This is a genomic window from Pseudomonas costantinii (genome assembly GCF_001870435.1).
GTDB classification, from domain to species: Bacteria; Pseudomonadota; Gammaproteobacteria; order Pseudomonadales; family Pseudomonadaceae; genus Aquipseudomonas; species Aquipseudomonas costantinii.
In genome coordinates this window covers 256,810-275,822 of sequence record NZ_MDDR01000035.1, presented here as the reverse complement: position 1 = coordinate 275,822, position 19,013 = coordinate 256,810, and the positions used below count along the sequence as shown (strand labels likewise).

The following is a 19,013-nucleotide window of genomic DNA, read 5'->3' as shown; positions in this document are numbered from 1 at the left end:
TTCGCATGATATTCACCGGCCTAACTTACTACATTACCTACAACTCTGGCAGGCACCGTCTGTAACCCTTTGTGAAACTTTGACTACACAATATTCGTAAAGCTTCGTGACGAAAGCGATATAAAAAAACCTATCGCCCCCCCTCAAATCCTCAAAGACGCTCATCACTGGCGGCGCCTTCGATGCCGCGGAAACCGCGACCCAGCAGATATTGCTCGCGAGACCGGCCTCGAGAAGAGTCTGGTTTGCGCATCTGTACCTTGTCGAACAACTTACGGATGTTCTTGTGATACTCGTCGAAACCTTCACCCTGGAAGACCTTGACCAGGAAATCACCACCCGGACGCAGTACCCGACCCGCCAAATCCAGCGCCAGCTCACACAGGAACATCGCTCGCGGCATATCAACGGCCGGTAATCCACTCATATTGGGGGCCATGTCGGAAATCACAAGGTCTACCTGCGAATTTCCCACAGCCTCAAGGATCTGAGCCAATACGGCGTCCTGGGTAAAGTCGCCATGGACGAAGGTCACATCCGGGATGCTGTCCATTTCCAGGATATCGGAGGCGATCAAACGACCTTGCCCACCAATCAGACGACTGGTCACTTGGGACCAGCCACCAGGGGCGGCCCCCAGATCGATAACGGTCATGCCAGGGCGGATCAATTTGTCCTTTTCCTGAAGCTCAAGCAGCTTGTAGCTGGCACGGGAGCGGTAGCCATCCTTCTGCGCCATTTTGACGTAAGGGTCGTTGAAATGCTCTTGCAGCCACTTAAGGCTAGTTTTGGAACGGGCCACGGGCCACCTCGAAAATAAAACGGGTCGTGATTAACTGGGCGGTCCCGGACTCGCTCGGGTAAACTGGCCGCCGCTTTTTACAAGATCAGACGCAGGGGTCAGATTATGCCGCTCACTCAAGAGCAGAAGAAACAGTACAAATCCATTGGCCACCATCTGAAACCAGTTCTGATTGTGGCAGACAACGGTTTGACTGAAGGTGTGTTAGCCGAATTCGAACGCGCGCTGAACGATCACGAACTGATCAAGATCAAGGTCAACATCCTTGACCGCGAAGCGCGCCTGGCTGCCATTGCAGAACTGTGCAAGGCAGGCAAAGCGGACCTGGTTCAGGTCATCGGCAAGATGGCGCTGCTGTATCGCAAGAACTTCAGCGTCAACAAGCAACTATCGAACGTTCATCGCTTCAAGTAAACAACAAGGGTCACGGGCGTGCTTCGCGCGCCCCGCCACTCCATCCCGGCGCCGGCTGTATAACCAGCACCAAACCGGAGAACCCTAGCACAAGATAACTGAATAGCTGCCAGCGCAACGCTTCCGGCAGCCACACATGCACAACGCAAAACATTGCGCACGCATACAGCGCCATCAACAGCAGTTGGCCGCGAATATCCCGCCACAAACTCCCCAAGCCTTCGGCCTTGATCAGCACCAGCACTTGGAGCGTCACGCACGCCGCCGCAAAACCCACCAGCAACGCACTCAGCAATCCATCGATCTCATCGATCAGCAGCGGTGCCAGGCCAATCAGACCCAGCACCGGCAGTACACCAATATGCAACAACCACAGGCCGCCTACCCAAAGCATCTGGGAGAGCTGCCAAAGCATGGCGCCCGCGTAAAGCGGGCGCCGCCTTTCAGACGTGACGAACTTCGACAATCTCGTACTCGATTACGCCGCTAGGCGTCTTCACAGCCACCACATCACCCTCTTCCTTGGCAATCAAGGCGCGGGCCAGCGGCGAACCGACGGAGATTTTACCGAGTTTGAAGTCAGCCTCATCTTCGCCCACGATGTGATAAACAACGCGCTCATCAGTCTCGACGTTGGCGATTTCCACGGTGGTGCCGAAAATCACTTTGCCAGTATGCGGAATGGTCGTGACGTCGATGATGACCGCATTCTGCATACGGCCTTCGATGTCGCGGATCCGCGCCTCGACCATACCCTGCTGCTCACGAGCAGCGTGGTATTCGGCGTTTTCCTTCAAGTCACCCAACTCGCGGGCCGTACCGATATCCTGGCTCAGCTTCGGACGGACGACCTTGGTCAGATGGATGTGCTCCTCTTCCAGGGCCTTAGCACCCTGGACGGTCATTGGGTATTTGGTCATGCCTTCAATCCTGCGTGTAGATCCTGCAAGCGACGCACGGTCTTTTCCGGACCGAACTTGAGCGCTTCGCAGATGGCTTCGCCAGCAGCAATGGTGGTGGTGCAGTAAATCTTGTGCTGCAGGGCGTTACGACGAATGGAGTAGGAATCCGCGATCGACTGGCGACCTTCGGTAGTGTTGATGATCAGAGTAACTTCGTCATTCTTGATCATGTCGACCACGTGCGGACGGCCTTCCGTCACCTTGTTCACGCGACGCACTTTCAGGCCGGCAGCTTCGATCAGCTTGGCGGTCCCGGCGGTAGCCACGACTTCGAAGCCCAAGTTGATCAGATCACGCGCCACGCCTGCAACCAGTGGCTTGTCATCATCACGCACGCTGATGAACGCAGTACCACCGGTCGGCAGCACTTCGCTGGCGCCCATCTGGGCTTTGGCAAATGCTTCGCCGAAGGTATCGCCCACGCCCATCACTTCACCGGTGGACTTCATCTCTGGGCCCAGGATCGGGTCCACGCCAGGGAATTTGGCGAATGGGAACACCGCCTCTTTCACACTGTAGAAGTTAGGAATGATTTCCTTGGTGAAGCCGATTTCCTTCAGAGTCTTACCCGCCATCACGCGGGCAGCGATCATGGCCAGGGACACACCGATGCACTTGGAAACAAACGGCACGGTACGCGATGCACGTGGGTTGACTTCGATGACGTAGATGTCTTCGCCTTGCAGCGCCAACTGTACGTTCATCAGACCGACCACGCCCAATTCCAAGGCCATCTTCTTGACCTGCTCGCGCATTTCGTCCTGGATGTGCACAGGCAGCGAGTACGGAGGCAGCGAACATGCAGAGTCACCGGAGTGAACACCAGCCTGTTCGATGTGCTGCATGATCGCGCCGATGACTACGTCGGTACCGTCACAAACAGCGTCCACGTCCATTTCGATGGCGCAGTTGAGGAAGTGGTCCAGCAGCACTGGGCTGTCGTTGGACACTTTCACCGCATCACGCAGGTAACGCTTGAGTTCTTCTTCTTCGTAGACGATTTCCATCGCACGACCGCCCAGTACGTAGGACGGACGCACCACCAGCGGGTAGCCGATCTTGCTGGCTGCACGGATGGCTTCGTCTTCGCTGCGCACAGTGGCGTTTGGCGGCTGACGCAAATTCAGGCGCTCAACCATTTGCTGGAAGCGCTCGCGGTCTTCGGCACGGTCAATGGCATCAGGGCTGGTGCCGATGATCGGCACGCCAGCAGCTTCAAGGGCGCGAGCCAGTTTCAGCGGGGTTTGGCCGCCATACTGCACGATCACGCCTTTTGGCTTCTCGACGCGACAGATTTCCAACACGTCTTCCAGTGTTACTGGCTCGAAGTACAGGCGGTCGGAGGTGTCGTAGTCGGTAGAAACGGTTTCCGGGTTGCAGTTGACCATGATGGTCTCGTACCCATCTTCGCGCAGGGCGAGAGCGGCGTGTACGCAGCAGTAGTCGAACTCGATGCCCTGGCCGATACGGTTTGGACCACCACCAAGGATAATGATCTTGTCGCGGCCCGACGGCGCAGCCTCGCACTCCTCCTCGTAGGTGGAGTACAGGTACGCGGTGTCGGTGGCGAACTCGGCCGCGCAAGTGTCAACGCGCTTGTAGACCGGGTAGATATCCAGCTTGTGGCGATGGGTGCGCAGGTTCTTCTCAGTCACACCCAGCAGCTTAGCCAGGCGCTGGTCGGAGAAGCCTTTGCGCTTGAGGCGGAACATCATGTCACGGTCGATGCTAGCCAGACCCAAGGTCTTGACCTTCTCTTCTTCCTTGATCAGATCTTCGATCTGCACCAGGAACCACGGGTCGATCATGTTCATGCCGAAGATATCTTCGACAGTCATGCCGGCGCGGAAGGCGTCAGCTACGTACCAGATACGCTCAGCACCCGGCACGGTCAGCTCACGCTTGAGCACGCTCATGCTTTCCGGATTGCTCAGGTCGAGTTTCTCGTCCAGACCGCAAACACCCACTTCCAGACCACGCAGAGCTTTCTGCAGGGATTCCTGGAAGGTCCGGCCGATGGCCATGACTTCACCGACCGATTTCATCTGAGTGGTCAGGCGCGCGTCAGCTTTCGGGAACTTCTCGAAAGCAAAACGTGGCAGCTTGGTCACGACGTAGTCGATCGACGGCTCGAAAGACGCTGGCGTAGCGCCGCCAGTGATTTCGTTTTGCAACTCGTCCAAGGTGTAACCGATCGCCAGCTTGGCAGCGATGCGCGCAATCGGGAAGCCAGTAGCCTTCGATGCCAGCGCCGAAGAACGCGATACACGCGGGTTCATCTCGATAACGACCATGCGGCCAGTGTCCGGGCAGATACCGAACTGAACGTTGGAACCGCCGGTTTCCACGCCGATCTCACGCAGTACCGCCAACGAGGCGTTACGCATGATTTGATATTCCTTGTCCGTCAGGGTCTGCGCCGGAGCAACGGTGATCGAGTCACCAGTGTGCACGCCCATCGGGTCAAAGTTTTCGATGGAGCAAACGATGATGCAGTTGTCCTTCTTATCGCGGACAACCTCCATTTCATATTCTTTCCAGCCGATCAGGGATTCGTCGATCAGCAGCTCTTTGGTCGGAGACAAGTCCAGACCGCGCGCGCAGATTTCTTCGAACTCTTCACGGTTGTAAGCAATACCGCCACCGGTGCCGCCCATAGTGAAGGACGGACGGATGATGCACGGGAAGCCCAGCTTTTCGAGAACCGCGTTGGCCTCTTCCATGCTGTGGGCGATACCGGAACGCGGGCAGTCAAGGCCGATGGATTTCATGGCCTTGTCGAAACGCGAACGATCTTCAGCCTTGTCGATGGTGTCGGCGTTAGCGCCAATCATCTCTACGCCGAACTTTTCCAGGACGCCTTCGCGCTCCAGGTCCAGGGCACAGTTCAAAGCGGTCTGGCCGCCCATGGTTGGCAGCAGCGCGTCTGGACGCTCTTTCTCGATGATCTTGGCAACGGTCTGCCATTTGATCGGCTCGATGTAAGTGGCATCGGCCATGTCCGGGTCGGTCATGATGGTGGCCGGGTTGGAGTTCACCAGGATGACGCGGTAACCCTCCTCGCGCAGGGCTTTACAGGCCTGGGCGCCGGAGTAGTCGAATTCGCAAGCCTGGCCGATCACAATCGGGCCAGCGCCGAGAATCAGGATGCTTTTTATGTCTGTACGTTTTGGCATGGGTTTGTCACTCAAATCCGCAGGTCAGTCGGCAAGCCGTCTTGAACAATCTTTGAAGAGCCTGCGGGGGCCACCGGAGTTCGGGGCCACCCGCAAACCGCTCAGTCAGCGTCGCTTGGCCATCTCATTGATGAAACGGTCGAACAGCGGCGCTACGTCGTTCGGGCCCGGGCTTGCTTCAGGGTGGCCCTGGAAGCTGAACGCGCTCTTGTCGGTGCGCTCGATACCTTGCAGGGAACCGTCGAACAGCGACTTGTGAATTGCACGGACGTTGCCCGGCAAGGTCGCTTCATCCACCGCAAAACCGTGGTTCTGGCTGGTGATCATCACAACGCCGGTGTCCAGGTCTTGCACAGGGTGGTTGGCACCGTGGTGACCATGGCCCATTTTCAGGGTCTTGGCACCGGATGCCAGGGCCAGCAGCTGGTGCCCGAGGCAGATACCGAACACCGGAGTCTCGGTTTCGAGCACTTCCTTGATTGCCTGGATGGCGTAATCGCAAGGCTCAGGGTCACCCGGGCCGTTGGACAGGAATACGCCGTCCGGCTGCAAGGCCAGTACGTCGCTGGCCGGGGTTTGAGCAGGTACCACAGTCACGCGGCAACCACGCTCGACCAGCATGCGCAGGATGTTGTACTTGACGCCGTAGTCGTAGGCAACAACATGGTACGGCAGCTCAGCAGCTTCGATAGTTGCGTGACTGTCGGTCTTCAAGTCCCAAACAGTGGAGCGCCATTCGTACTGTTCTTGGGTGCTGACAACTTTTGCCAAGTCCATGCCTTTCAGGCCGGGGAAGCCCTGAGCCGCAGCGATGGCCGCCGCCTCGGAAATGTTGTCACCGACCATGATGCAGCCGTTCTGCGAGCCTTTTTCACGCAGGATGCGTGTGAGGCGGCGCGTATCGATACCGGCGATCGCTACAACGTTGTTGGCTTTCAGGTAATCAGACAGCGACATCGTGTTACGCCAGTTGCTCGCAACCAGTGGCAAGTCACGAATGACCAAGCCGGCCGACCAGACACGATCAGACTCAATGTCTTCCGGCGTAGTACCGGTATTGCCGATGTGCGGGTAGGTCAGGGTAACGATCTGTTGGGCGTAGGAAGGATCGGTAAGGATTTCCTGATAGCCGGTCATGGCGGTGTTAAACACCACCTCTCCAACGGTTTGACCGTCGGCTCCAATGGCTTCGCCGCGAAAAATGCTGCCATCAGCAAGGGCGAGTATGGCTGGCTTAGTCAAGAAGACCTCCCGTAAATAAAGCCTGAAAGGGCGATCGCAGGTTGTAAAAAAGCGGAGTGACGTATGGACACGTCACCCCGCTTCTTCACTGAATTATTCTGCGCGCTTTTAGTGGACACACTAAAGCTGTAGCTTACAGAAAAAGGCTTTTTTGGTCCACCGCTAATGAGCCTTAAAGGCAGGAGAATGCGACAGGACGTCGCTTAGCGGGTAAAAACGGGGGCCTAGAGTAATCCTGGGGCCCCGTTTTAGCTACTGATTAGTGCAGATCCAGCACATCTCGCATGTCGTACAGACCAGGCTCACGACCTTCCAACCAGAGTGCAGCACGTACCGCCCCCTTGGCGAATGTCATGCGACTGGACGCCTTGTGCGTAATTTCCAGGCGCTCGCCTTCGGTGGCGAACAACACGGTGTGATCACCAACCACATCACCACCGCGCACGGTCGCAAAGCCGATGGTGTCACGCGCACGCTCGCCGGTATGGCCTTCGCGCCCGTAAACTGCCACTTTCGACAGGTCACGACCCAGCGCGTCAGCGATAGCCTCACCCATACGCAGTGCAGTACCCGATGGCGCATCGATCTTATGGCGATGATGGGTCTCAATGATCTCGATATCCGCCTCGTCACCCAGCACGCGCGCCGCCAGATCCAGCAACTTGAGCGACAGATTCACACCGACACTGAAGTTGGCGGCGAACACGACCGGAATATCCTTGCCCGCCTCCACCAGCAGCTGCTTCTGCTCAGCACTCAAGCCCGTGGTACCGATCACCATGGCCTTGCCCGCTTTACGACAGAAGGCCAGGTTCTTCAGCATCACTTCCGGCAATGTGAAATCGATCAGCACGTCGAACTCGTCAGCCACCTGCTCCAGGCTGCCCGATAGCGAAACACCAATACGCCCCAACGAGGCCAGCTCACCGGCATCCGCACCGATCAATGTACTGCCTGGACGAACAATCGCCGCCGTCAGCCCGGAGGCCGGCGAGCGCTGCTGCACCGCCTCGACCAGCGTCTTACCCATGCGCCCGGCAGCGCCCATTACGGCTATACGTCGCATACTCACGTCCTTACAGGTCGCCAAAGAAGCGCTTCACGCCATCGAAAAAGCCAGTGCTTTGCGGCGAATGCGAGCTATCACCATCCAGCGAACTGCGGAACTCCTCAAGCAGTTCGCGCTGACGACGATTCAGGTTGACCGGCGTTTCCACCGCCACGCGACACATCAGGTCGCCAGCACCACCACCGCGCACCGGCGCGACGCCTTTGCCACGGATACGGAATTGCTTGCCGGTTTGAGTCCCCTCAGGGATCTTGAGTTTGACCCGACCATCCAACGTCGGAATCTCCAACTCGCCACCCAAGGCTGCATCGACAAAGCTGATCGGCACTTCGCAAAACAGGTGCTTGCCATCACGCTGGAAGATCGAATGCTCGCGCACATTGATCACCACGTACAGGTCACCCGCAGGCCCACCCTGAGTACCCGCCTCACCTTCGCCCGACAGACGAATACGATCACCCGTGTCCACGCCCGCCGGCACTTTCACCGAAAGAGTCTTGTACTCCTCGACGCGGCCTTCGCCGTGGCAGGAATCACATGGATCGGAAATGATCTTGCCTTGGCCATGGCAGCGTGGACAGGTCTGCTGCACCGAGAAAAAGCCCTGCTGCATGCGGACCTGACCAATACCGCCACAGGTCGGACAAGTGATCGGCGAGGAGCCTTTCTTGGCACCAGAACCGTCGCACGGCTTGCAGTTGACCAGTGTCGGCACACGGATATTGACGCTGGTGCCGCGCACGGCTTCTTCCAGGTTCAGCTCCAGGGTGTAGCGCAGGTCGCTACCACGTTGGGCGCCGCCACGCTGACCGCCACGACCACCGCCGAAGAAGTCACTGAATACATCGCCGAAAATATCGGAGAAATTCTGACCGCCAAAACCAGCACCGCCGCCACCCATGCTAGGGTCGACACCGGCATGACCATACTGATCGTAGGCCGCGCGCTTGTTCGGATCACTCAAGCATTCATAGGCCTCGTTGGCCTCTTTGAACATCTCTTCGGATTCTTTGCTATCTGGATTACGGTCCGGGTGGTGCTTCATCGCCAGGCGACGGTAAGCCTTTTTCAGGTCTGCCTCGCTGGAGCTGCGCTCCACACCCAACACTACGTAATAGTCACGCTTTGCCATAAGTCTTTGCACTCTTAAGGACGTTCGGCGAGACCCTCCTGAGCCCCGCCAAACTCGTTGAGCCCCAATACAGGCCCGGACCCAACTCACGTCAATTCAACGATCCTGGTCATTACTACTTTTAGCCGAGACCCAGCCAAAAACGCGGTATATATCGCTCGGAAAGCAGGAGCATTCCCGATCACACCGCCAGCACCCGAACACTGTCGCATGCTGTAAAAATTTGCATATCCCAGACACACCAACGCGGGAGCAAGCTCCCGCGCGGCGACATCCTACCAGTCACCGCTTGATAGCGGTCAACCGGGCGACCAACTTACTTGTGGTCTTTGACTTCTTCGAACTCGGCATCGACAACATCGTCGTGCTTGGCTTCAGGCTCTGCATGCTGTGCAGCACCTTCGGCAGGCTGGCCTTGTTCGGCGTACATTTTCTGAGCAACTGGTGCGGAGACTTTGGACAACTCCTCAACCTTGGCTTCGATGGCAGCCTTGTCGTCGCCTTTAATAGCGGCTTCCAGGGCAACCACGGCAGCTTCGATCGCGACCTTCTCTTCAGCAGTCACTTTGTCGCCAGCATCAGCGACCATTTTGCGCGTCGAGTGAACCAGCGCATCGCCCTGGTTACGGGCACCAGCCAACTCTTCAAACTTCTTATCGGCTTCAGCATTGGTTTCCGCATCACGAATCATCTGTTGAATTTCTTCATCAGACAGGCCGGAGTTGGCCTTGATGGTGATCTTCTGCTCTTTGCCAGTAGCCTTGTCTTTGGCACCTACGTGCAGGATGCCGTTGGCGTCGATGTCGAAGGTTACTTCGATTTGTGGCACGCCACGTGGTGCTGGTGGAATCTCGGCCAGGTCGAACTTGCCCAAGGACTTGTTCTGAGCCGCTTGCTTACGCTCACCCTGCAGCACGTGAATGGTCACAGCGCCCTGGTTGTCGTCGGCAGTCGAGAACACCTGGGATTTCTTGGTAGGAATCGTAGTGTTTTTCTCGATCAGAGCAGTCATCACGCCACCCATGGTTTCGATACCCAGGGTCAGCGGGCTTACGTCCAGTAGCAACACGTCCTTCACGTCACCAGCCAATACCGCGCCCTGGATGGCAGCACCCATGGCAACAGCTTCGTCCGGGTTCACGTCTTTACGTGCTTCTTTGCCGAAGAACTCGGTCACCAGCTTCTGAACCAGTGGCATACGGGTCTGACCACCGACCAGGATCACGTCGTCGATCTTGGAAGCGTCGATACCCGAATCTTTCAGAGCAATGCGGCAAGGCTCAATGGTGCGCTGAACCAGGTCTTCAACCAGTGCTTCCAGCTTGGCGCGCGAGATCTTCACGTTCAAGTGCTTAGGACCGGTAGCGTCTGCAGTGATGTACGGCAGGTTAACGTCGGTCGACTGAGCGGAAGACAGCTCGATCTTGGCTTTTTCAGCAGCTTCTTTCAGGCGCTGCATGGCCAGCGGGTCACCCTTGAGGTTCATGCCGCTTTCTTTCTTGAATTCGTCAACGAGGTAGTCGATCAGACGAATGTCAAAGTCTTCACCGCCGAGGAAGGTGTCACCGTTAGTGGCCAACACTTCGAACTGGTGCTCGCCGTCAACTTCAGCGATCTCGATTACGGAGACGTCAAAAGTACCGCCACCCAGGTCATAAACGATCACAGTGTGGTCGCCCTTGGCCTTGTCCATACCGTAAGCCAGAGCAGCTGCGGTTGGTTCGTTGATGATACGTTTTACGTCCAGGCCCGCGATACGGCCGGCGTCTTTGGTCGCCTGACGCTGGCTGTCGTTGAAGTAGGCTGGAACGGTGATTACCGCTTCAGTCACTGCTTCACCGAGGTAGTCTTCGGCGGTTTTCTTCATCTTTTTCAAGATTTCAGCCGAGATTTGCGGCGGCGACATTTTCTGGCCGTTTACTTCAACCCAGGCGTCACCGTTGTCAGCCTTGGCAATTTTGTAAGGGACCATCTTGATGTCTTTCTGCACGACTTCTTCGTCGAACTTACGACCGATCAGACGCTTTACCGCGTACAGAGTGTTGTGCGGGTTGGTGACAGCCTGACGCTTGGCCGACTGACCAACCAGGATTTCACCGTCGTTGGCGTAAGCAATGATCGACGGCGTGGTACGCGCGCCTTCGGCGTTTTCAATAACTTTTGCAACGCCGTTTTCCAGCACGGAGACGCAGGAGTTGGTGGTTCCCAGGTCGATACCGATAATTTTGCCCATGATTTACTCTCCCGAAACTTGAATTTGGTTGCCGCAGCAGTGGTGGCTAACTGCGGTAGCACTTAAACGCTTGACTTATAAATGGGGGCCTTGCGGCGGATTTCAAGCCTGCTCATCAATAGAAGGTGCAACAGGTGCAGGAGCCTTGCTCACCACCACCATTGCAGGGCGCAGCAAGCGACCGTTGAGCTGATAGCCCTTCTGGAACACTTTCAAGACACTGTTAGGCTCCAAGTCATGGCTTTCTTGCATGGCCATCGCCTGGTGATGCTCAGCTTTAAAGGGTTCGCCGCCTTGCGGATCGATAGCTTCCAACTGATAACGTTTCAGGGTGTCCTGGAACATTTTCAGGGTCAGTTCAATCCCTTCGCGCATTGGGCGGATGTTCTCGTCGTCCGGGTTGGACAACTCAAGGCCACGCTCCAAGCTGTCAATGATCGGCAGTAGATCACCGGCGAACTTTTCCAGCGCGAACTTGTGAGCCTTCTCTACATCCTGCTCGGCACGGCGGCGGACGTTCTGCAGATCGGCGGCAACACGCAAAGACTGATCCTGCGCAGCAGCCAATTGCTCTTCGAGCACTTGCACACGAGTTGTCAGTTCATCACCGACAGCCGAATTGGCGTCTGGAGTTTGCGTATCCTGCGTCTGTTCGTCAGCCATAGATTTCTCCTTTCAAAATCATGCGCGAACTCAACTCGCGCTTCTGTTCCGGTATATGGGGCCACAATTTCCAGGTTCAAGGGCGTAGGCGTTACCAAAAGTCTTTCCAGTGCCCCAACCCAATTCCCATGCACTCATTCCTCATCGCTCTAAATGAAGAAGACATTCAAGCAAATCGAGCTAAGCACCAGGATTGTCAGCCCCGAGCAAAACACTGTATAAATAACCAGACTTAAAGCCTGGGAGCGGCCGTCATGCTCGTGCACCTGTCCGTACATAACTACGCCATCGTTGAACATCTGGATCTCGAACTGGATCGCGGGATGAGCGTAATCACAGGCGAAACCGGCGCCGGCAAGTCGATCATGCTCGACGCCCTGGGCCTGACCCTCGGCGATCGCGCCGACAGCGGCGTAGTGCGCCCCGGAGCGGACAAGGCCGATATCCTCGCCACCTTTGACCTTGCGGATATTCCCGAGGCCGAAGCCTGGCTGGCCGAGCGCGATCTTAATAATGAAGGCCCGTGCATCCTGCGCCGGGTCATCACAGCGGAAGGACGCTCACGCGGCTATATCAACGGCACGCCCTGCCCTCTGGGTGACTTGAAAGCCTTGGGCGAGTTGCTGATTGATATCCACAGCCAGCATGAACACCAATCTCTGCTGAAAACCGACACCCACCGACGCCTGCTTGATGAATATGCCGGTGCGACTGATCTTGCCCGCCAGGTACAACTGGCCGCCCAACGCTGGCGTCAGACTCGCCAGGAACTTGAGCGCCTCTCCAACTCCGGTGACGAGCAGCGCGCTCGCCACCAATTACTCAGCTATCAGCTTGAAGAGCTGGAAAGCCTGGGCCTGGGCGAAACTGAGCTGGAGCAGCTGGAGCAAGAACACAAGAACCTCACCAATGCCGAAACCCTGCTGGGTATTTGCCGCCAGGTGGTAGAACAATGCAGCGAGAGCGATTCGGGCAATGTGCTCAACGCACTAACAGCCAGCCTCAATCGCTTGTCCAGCGTGAATAGCGCGTCCGGCTCACTGAACGAAGCCACTACCCTGCTGACCAGTGCACAAATTCAGGTAGAGGAAGCCGTGGGTGAACTGAACCGCTTCCTTGATCACTTCGATGCGGACCCGGCGCGTCTACAGGAAATCGAGGAACGCCTGGACACCATCTATACCTTGGCACGCAAGCATCGGATCCAGCCCACCGAGGTGGCGACGATGCAGCAGAAATTGCTGGATGAAATCGAAACCCTGAACGCGAATGACGAGTCCATTGAGCGACTGGGCGACGAGCTCGCCTCTTTTGCCCGCCATTATAAAGAGAAGGCCCGCGAACTCAGCGACCTTCGCCATCAAGCAGCCACCAGCCTGGCCAGCGCAGTGGAGCAGGAAATCCAGCGCCTGGGCATGCCAGGCGGGCGCTTCACCATCGAATTGCGCACCAACACCAGCAACGAGCTGCAACCCCAAGGCATGGAACAAGTGGAACTGCTGGTCAGCGCCAACCCCGGGCAACCACTCAAGGCATTGGCCAAAGTAGCGTCCGGTGGCGAGCTGTCGCGGATCAGCCTGGCGATACAAGTGATCACCGCCCAAACCTCTCGGGTACCTACACTGGTATTCGACGAAGTGGACGTTGGTATCGGCGGGCCGACGGCGGAGATTGTCGGCCAGCTGTTGCGCCGCCTGGGAGATCGCGGCCAGGTGCTTACAGTGACCCACTTACCACAGGTGGCCGCCCAAGGGCATCAGCATCTGTTTGTTCATAAGGTGCGTGGCAACGACGCAACGCACACAGCCGTGTCCAAGCTGAACAAGACCGAACGCGTGGAGGAAGTGGCACGGATGCTTGGCGGTATCGACTTGACCAAGGAGTCCTTGGCCCACGCTAAAAAGATGGTCGTAGCAGCCAAGGCTTAAGCTGACAATTTCCTCTCTTTAGAAAGCACGAAGGCGACCCTAAGGTCGCCTTCAATCGTTTTGCAGAGCAAATCTGCGTCGATTTTTACTTTTTCTTACGGATGTACAGAACCAGATTATGGTCCACCAAATCGAATCCATGCTGCTCAGCGATCTGGTGCTGGAGCTTCTCGATTTCCGGACTGGTGAACTCGATAACCTCATTGGTATCAAGGTCAACCATGTGGTCGTGATGACCACCGTCAGCCAATTCGAACACTGCATGACCGCCGTCGAAATTATGACGAACCACCAGCCCTGCGGCTTCAAACTGGGTCAGCACACGGTAAACCGTAGCCAGGCCAACGTCCTCGTTAGATTCCATCAGCGCCTTGTAAACATCTTCGGCACTCATGTGGCGCTGCTCAGCAGAATCGAGCATTTGTAGAATCTTGACTCGTGGCAGAGTCACTTTAAGACCGGCTTTGCGTAGTTCGCTATTTTCAACCATGGTTAGCTTTCTCGCGGATGCTGCTTCGCAGCTTCTCTTAATACGGGTATGATCGGCGTTTACGTTGTCCCAGCCAAGATAGTGGAAGTCGCCCACCGATGCAAAACACCAAGCTCTTGCTAACCAGTTTCACCTTTGTGGGACTGCTCGCACTCGCCGGTTGTTCATTCCCCGGGGTTTACAAAATCGACATCCAACAGGGCAATGTCGTCACGCAGGACATGATAGACCAGTTACGCCCGGGAATGACCCGACGGCAAGTACGGTTTATCATGGGTAACCCTCTGCTGACCGACACTTTCCACGCCGATCGCTGGGATTATCTCTACAGCATCCAGCCAGGTGGCGGTGAGCGCCAGCAGGAGCGCGTCAGCGTCATCTTCAATGGCAATGACCAGCTTGTCAGCCTGTCCGGTGACTTCATGCCCGGCGTAAGCCGCGACGAAGCCCTGCTGGGCAAGGATAACGGCACCAACGTGGCTGCGCCTGCGCAGGAAGTCGAGAAGCCGAAGCCAGAAGCACCGGCCAAGCCAGGCTCCTTGCTGGATCAGATCCAGAAGGACGTTGATGGCGTGAAAACCGTTCCGGTTCCAGCGCCGCAGCCTCTGGACACCAGCCCGCAGTAATTTTGCGATACTCAACAAAAAGCCCGGCATGCCGGGCTTTTTGTTGCCTGCTGATTGGCAGTCTCATGAGTTCTGTTGCTTGACCATCGCCGCCTTGGCCGCACGCAGCCTACGCACTTCTTTGGGGTCTGCCAGCAAGGGCCGGTAAATCTCAATACGATCACCTGACTGCACAGCACGCACATCCGCGTCCGCAACCACCTTGCCGAACACACCCAAAGGGCATTCATCTAGCGCCAGCTCCGGAAACACCACTGCAATCCCCGACGCTTGTACCGCCGCTCTCAAGCTTGTGCCCGACGGCACCGATACCGCCAACAAGACCTGACGATCCACCGCGGCATACACCACTTCGATTTCAACCATGCAATTGTTTGGCTCGCTGACAGAACGCATCTACCAAAGTATTGGCCGCCTGATTAAACAAAGGTCCCAACGTCGCTCGCACAATCGGCCCGGCGTAATCAAAGGACAGGTCCAGGCTGATCTTGCAGGCCTTGTCAGTCAGCGCCTTGAACACCCACACACCATGCAACTGGGTGAACGGCCCTTCCTGCAGATTCATTTCAATAGATTGCCCAGGCACTAAAATATTGCGCGTGACAAAGTACTGACTGAGACCCGCCTTGGCCACCCCAACACTGGCGACCATGTGCTCATCACTGCTCTCCAGAACTTCGGCGGTGGAGCACCAAGGCAGAAATTCCGGGTAACGCGCCACGTCGTTGACCAGGTCATAGAGCGCCTGCGCCGGATAAGGCAGTAGGGCCGAACGTTGAATATGCGTCGTCATGTGAGCGTTATTTCCACAGCTGGGCGGCAAACATCGCGAAAGAACAGCCCGATTCGCGAGAGAAAAAACCAAAGAGTTGCCCACATTGTCCGGGATTCGTCCAACACGCTCAAGCACGCAGGTTGACCGTAGCCGACACGCTCGCAACTCCCTATAATGCCGCCCCTATGGCTAAACAAAAGAAACACCCCACAGGGACCATCGCGCAAAATAAAAAGGCGCGACACGATTACTTCATCGAACATCGATTCGAGGCTGGTCTGGTCCTGGCCGGCTGGGAAGTAAAGAGTCTGCGCGCCAGCAAGCTGCAGTTGGTAGACAGCTACGTATTGCTCAAGGATGGCGAGGCATGGCTGCTCGGCAGTCATATCACCCCGCTGACCACCGCGAGCACCCACGTAATTGCCGACCCGGTGCGCACGCGTAAGCTATTGCTCAACGCTCGCGAGCTGGAAAAGCTTGCTGCCGCTGTACAGCAGAAGGGCTACGCCTGCATCTGCCTGTCTTGGTACTGGAGCAAGCACCTGGTCAAGTGCGAGATCGCGCTGGGCAAGGGTAAGAAGGAATACGACAAGCGCGACACTGAGCGCGAACGTGACTCCAACCGTGAGCTGCATCGCGCCGTACGCAACAAAGGCAAGGAAGAGTAATCCTTGTGGCGATGTAGCCCTGGGTGGCTCACCCCGGGCTACATGCCTTTACGTCGCTCTGCCCGCGCCACGCGCTGAACCTCCTGACGTACTTCCTCCAGCACTTCCTGCACATACAGCAGGTGACGTGTTGAGACCTCCCGCGCCTGCTCGGCCCGCCCCTCAATAATCGCCAGATACAAATCCCGGTGCTGGCTGATCAGCATGTCACGGGTTTCCGTACGCTGCTGATACATGCCGCCGATATTGGTCACCACGTTGCGCTTGAGCAAATCAAACAGCCCGCGAATGGTGTGCAGCAACACCGCGTTATGGCTGGCCTCGGCGATGGCCAAGTGAAACCTCGCATCTGCCGCTCCCTCCTCCGCGCGACTCACCTCATCAGAACGCGTGTAGCAATCCTGCAACGCCTCGAAAGCCGCTGTCAGCCGCTCGCGATCGACTTCAGTCGCGCGCAACGCGGCGTAATAAGCGCACGAAGCTTCCAGGGTCTGACGAAACTCCAGCAGATCACGCTGAGCCTCGGGGTTGTTTTCCAACAGGTGCAGCAGCGGGTCGCTGAAGGTAGATCCCAGAGAGTCCGCCACATAGTTGCCGCCGCCCTGACGACTGACTAACAACCCCTTGGCCGCCAGCTTCTGGATCGCCTCGCGCAACGACGGGCGCGACACGCCAAATTGCTCAGCCAGAGCGCGCTCGGCAGGCAAGCGTTCGCCCGATTTCAGCGTGCCCTCAAGGATCATGCCCTCAAGCTGCTCGACAATATCGTCAGACAAACGGCGCTGACGCACCTGATCAAACCCCATAACTCACTCTCCACAATCCCGACCACTCGCCGGGGCCTCTATTCTGGCCTATCGCCGCGCTTGCAGCACCTATCAGAACACCTTCGATTTATCCGATCAGAACTTCCCGCGACCGACCCTACGACCAAAGTTTCGCGGGCGGCAAATTGACACACCCCTACCAAGGCTTTTAATCTAGCCAACAGCGATTGTAAATTGGTAATACCAATTATCCAAGCTGACCAAATAGTGCCTGACCAACAACAATTAGGGGCCATCCCATATGCAAACCTGGCAACAGCTCTACAGCCCTCTCGGCAGCCTCGGCCTGTCCGCATTGGCCGCCGTTATTCCGATCGTATTCTTCTTCCTGGCTTTGGCCGTGTTTCGCCTCAAAGGCCACGTGGCTGGCAGCATCACCCTGGCGCTGTCGATCCTGGTGGCGATCTTTGCCTTCCAGATGCCGGTAGACATGGCGCTGGCCGCCGCTGGCTATGGCTTTGCTTACGGCCTGTGGCCCATCGCATGGATCATCGTCGCGGCAGTGTTTCTCTACAAATTGACAGTCAAAAGCGGCCAGTTCGAGATCATCCGCAGCTCGGTCCTGGCGATCACTGATGACCAACGCCTACAGGTATTGCTCATCGGCTTCTGCTTCGGTGCCTTCCTGGAAGGTGCGGCCGGTTTCGGCGCCCCCGTAGCGATTACCGCCGCACTGCTGGTCGGCCTGGGTTTCAACCCGCTGTACGCCGCCGGCCTTTGCTTGATCGCCAACACCGCGCCTGTCGCCTTCGGCGCACTGGGTATCCCGATCATCGTCGCCGGGCAAGTGACCGGCATTGATGCGTTTAAAATCGGCGCCATGACCGGCCGCCAGCTACCACTGCTGTCACTGTTCGTACCGTTCTGGCTGGTGTTCATGATGGATGGCTTACGCGGTGTTCGCGAAACCTGGCCAGCGGCTTTGGTGGCAGGCCTGAGCTTTGCCGTCACCCAATACTTCACCTCCAACTTCATCGGCCCGGAACTGCCGGACATCACCTCAGCCCTGGCCAGCTTGATCTCGCTAACCCTGTTCCTGAAAATCTGGCAACCCAAGCGCACCGCAGGCGCGCAGATTGCTGGCGCGACGTCCAGCGCAGTGATCACCGCCAGCACCGGCGGATTCGGTCAGCCGCGCCAAACGATCGCTTCGCCCTACAGCCTGGGCCAGATTTTCAAGGCCTGGTCACCGTTCCTGATCCTGACCGTATTAGTCACCATCTGGACCCTCAAGCCCTTCAAGGCGATGTTCGCTGCGGGCGGTTCGATGTACAGCTGGGTATTCAACTTCGCGATCCCGCATCTGGATCAATTGGTGGTCAAGGTAGCCCCGATTGTTACCAACCCGACCGCCATTCCAGCCGTTTTCAAACTGGACCCAATCTCAGCGACCGGCACCGCCATTTTCTTCTCCGCACTGGTCTCGATGCTGGTACTGAAAATCGACATTAAAACTGGTCTTACCACTTTAAAAGAAACCTTCTACGAACTGCGCTGGCCAATCCTGTCCATCGGCATGGTGCTGGCTTTCGCCTTCGTCACCAACTACTCCGGCATGTCCTCGACCATGGCACTGGTTCTGGCCGGAACCGGTGCTGCCTTCCCGTTCTTCTCGCCTTTCCTCGGCTGGCTGGGAGTTTTCCTGACAGGTTCCGACACATCGTCCAACGCCTTGTTCAGCTCACTGCAAGCCACCACCGCCCACCAGATTGGCGTCAACGACATCTTGCTGGTAGCCGCCAATACCAGCGGCGGCGTGACCGGCAAGATGATATCCCCGCAATCGATCGCCGTGGCCTGCGCCGCCACCGGCCTGGTGGGCAAAGAATCCGACCTGTTCCGTTTCACCCTCAAGCACAGCCTGTTCTTTGCCACGATTGTCGGGCTGATCACACTGGCACAGGCTTATTGGTTCACCGGTATGCTGGTGCACTGAGACCTGCACGTAATAGGGTAAAAATCGACGCCGGACAACGATTCCGGCGTCAGCTATTTCTGGAGGACCG

The 19,013-nt window shown here is 57.1% G+C and carries 18 protein-coding genes; 5 read left to right on the top strand and 13 right to left on the bottom strand.

The window, feature by feature from the left end; genetic code table 11:
* Positions 1-151: 151 nt before the first annotated feature.
* A complete protein-coding gene (rlmE, locus tag BFL40_RS19970; RefSeq protein ID WP_071485559.1) occupies positions 152-802 on the bottom strand; it encodes a 23S rRNA (uridine(2552)-2'-O)-methyltransferase RlmE in 651 nt (216 codons plus the stop codon).
* Between the two features lie 105 nt (positions 803-907).
* On the opposite strand from rlmE, the gene yhbY reads away from it, so the two are divergent.
* Positions 908-1,216, top strand: coding sequence for a ribosome assembly RNA-binding protein YhbY (gene yhbY / locus BFL40_RS19965; protein ID WP_028617972.1), 309 nt, complete (start codon positions 908-910; stop codon positions 1,214-1,216).
* A gap of 10 nt (positions 1,217-1,226) precedes the next feature.
* Here the strand turns inward: yhbY and BFL40_RS19960 are convergent, their stop codons facing one another.
* The 8 genes from BFL40_RS19960 to grpE all read right to left on the bottom strand — a co-directional run bounded on the left by BFL40_RS19960 (position 1,227) and on the right by grpE (position 11,693).
* On the bottom strand, positions 1,227-1,631 hold the full coding sequence (locus tag BFL40_RS19960) for an MFS transporter (protein ID WP_071485558.1): 405 nt from the start codon (positions 1,629-1,631) through the stop codon (positions 1,227-1,229).
* 28 nt (positions 1,632-1,659) lie between these two features.
* A complete protein-coding gene (gene greA / locus BFL40_RS19955) occupies positions 1,660-2,136 on the bottom strand; it encodes a transcription elongation factor GreA (protein WP_071485557.1) in 477 nt (158 codons plus the stop codon).
* Positions 2,133-5,354: a carbamoyl-phosphate synthase large subunit gene (carB, locus tag BFL40_RS19950; protein ID WP_071485556.1), complete on the bottom strand. Its 3,222-nt coding sequence runs from the start codon at positions 5,352-5,354 to the stop codon at positions 2,133-2,135. Before carB ends, greA begins: the two co-directional genes overlap by 4 nt.
* 105 nt (positions 5,355-5,459) lie before the next feature.
* Entirely contained in the window at positions 5,460-6,596 is a 1,137-nt protein-coding gene (gene carA / locus BFL40_RS19945; RefSeq protein ID WP_071485555.1) for a glutamine-hydrolyzing carbamoyl-phosphate synthase small subunit, read from the bottom strand.
* 259 nt (positions 6,597-6,855) lie between these two features.
* A complete protein-coding gene (gene dapB / locus BFL40_RS19940; protein ID WP_071485554.1) occupies positions 6,856-7,662 on the bottom strand; it encodes a 4-hydroxy-tetrahydrodipicolinate reductase in 807 nt (268 codons plus the stop codon).
* Between the two features lie 10 nt (positions 7,663-7,672).
* The gene (dnaJ, locus tag BFL40_RS19935; protein ID WP_071485553.1) at positions 7,673-8,797 is read right to left on the bottom strand and encodes a molecular chaperone DnaJ; all 1,125 of its coding nucleotides are present in this window, start codon (positions 8,795-8,797) and stop codon (positions 7,673-7,675) included.
* Between the two features lie 316 nt (positions 8,798-9,113).
* Positions 9,114-11,030, bottom strand: a complete 1,917-nt coding sequence (gene dnaK, locus BFL40_RS19930) for a molecular chaperone DnaK (RefSeq protein WP_071485552.1) — start codon at positions 11,028-11,030, stop codon at positions 9,114-9,116.
* Positions 11,031-11,132: 102 nt separating this feature from the next.
* Positions 11,133-11,693: a nucleotide exchange factor GrpE gene (gene grpE / locus BFL40_RS19925; RefSeq protein ID WP_071485551.1), complete on the bottom strand. Its 561-nt coding sequence runs from the start codon at positions 11,691-11,693 to the stop codon at positions 11,133-11,135.
* A 254-nt stretch (positions 11,694-11,947) separates the two neighbouring features.
* Here grpE and recN point away from each other — a divergent pair, with 254 nt between their 5' ends.
* Positions 11,948-13,621 carry a DNA repair protein RecN gene (recN, locus tag BFL40_RS19920; protein WP_071485550.1) on the top strand — a complete coding sequence of 558 codons (1,674 nt, stop codon included), beginning with the start codon at positions 11,948-11,950 and terminating at the stop codon, positions 13,619-13,621.
* Between the two features lie 85 nt (positions 13,622-13,706).
* On the opposite strand, the gene fur is transcribed toward recN, so the two are convergent.
* Positions 13,707-14,111, bottom strand: coding sequence for a ferric iron uptake transcriptional regulator (gene fur, locus BFL40_RS19915; protein ID WP_017139266.1), 405 nt, complete (start codon positions 14,109-14,111; stop codon positions 13,707-13,709).
* A gap of 98 nt (positions 14,112-14,209) precedes the next feature.
* Here fur and BFL40_RS19910 point away from each other — a divergent pair, with 98 nt between their 5' ends.
* The gene (locus BFL40_RS19910) at positions 14,210-14,737 is read left to right on the top strand and encodes an outer membrane protein assembly factor BamE (RefSeq protein WP_071485549.1); all 528 of its coding nucleotides are present in this window, start codon (positions 14,210-14,212) and stop codon (positions 14,735-14,737) included.
* A 63-nt stretch (positions 14,738-14,800) separates the two neighbouring features.
* Here BFL40_RS19910 and BFL40_RS19905 read toward each other — a convergent pair whose 3' ends face one another.
* Both BFL40_RS19905 and BFL40_RS19900 read right to left on the bottom strand, forming a co-directional pair.
* Positions 14,801-15,103, bottom strand: coding sequence for an RnfH family protein (locus BFL40_RS19905; RefSeq protein WP_071485548.1), 303 nt, complete (start codon positions 15,101-15,103; stop codon positions 14,801-14,803).
* Positions 15,096-15,530, bottom strand: coding sequence for a type II toxin-antitoxin system RatA family toxin (locus tag BFL40_RS19900; protein ID WP_071485547.1), 435 nt, complete (start codon positions 15,528-15,530; stop codon positions 15,096-15,098). Before BFL40_RS19900 ends, BFL40_RS19905 begins: the two co-directional genes overlap by 8 nt.
* Positions 15,531-15,697: 167 nt before the next feature.
* Between BFL40_RS19900 and smpB the strand changes: the two genes are divergently transcribed.
* Entirely contained in the window at positions 15,698-16,180 is a 483-nt protein-coding gene (smpB, locus tag BFL40_RS19895; RefSeq protein ID WP_003176160.1) for an SsrA-binding protein SmpB, read from the top strand.
* A gap of 38 nt (positions 16,181-16,218) precedes the next feature.
* Here the strand turns inward: smpB and BFL40_RS19890 are convergent, their stop codons facing one another.
* Complete coding sequence (locus BFL40_RS19890) at positions 16,219-16,986, bottom strand: GntR family transcriptional regulator (RefSeq protein ID WP_071485546.1); 768 nt, start codon at positions 16,984-16,986, stop codon at positions 16,219-16,221.
* A 262-nt stretch (positions 16,987-17,248) separates the two neighbouring features.
* Here BFL40_RS19890 and BFL40_RS19885 point away from each other — a divergent pair, with 262 nt between their 5' ends.
* Complete coding sequence (locus BFL40_RS19885) at positions 17,249-18,943, top strand: lactate permease LctP family transporter (RefSeq protein ID WP_071485545.1); 1,695 nt, start codon at positions 17,249-17,251, stop codon at positions 18,941-18,943.
* Positions 18,944-19,013: the final 70 nt, after the last annotated feature.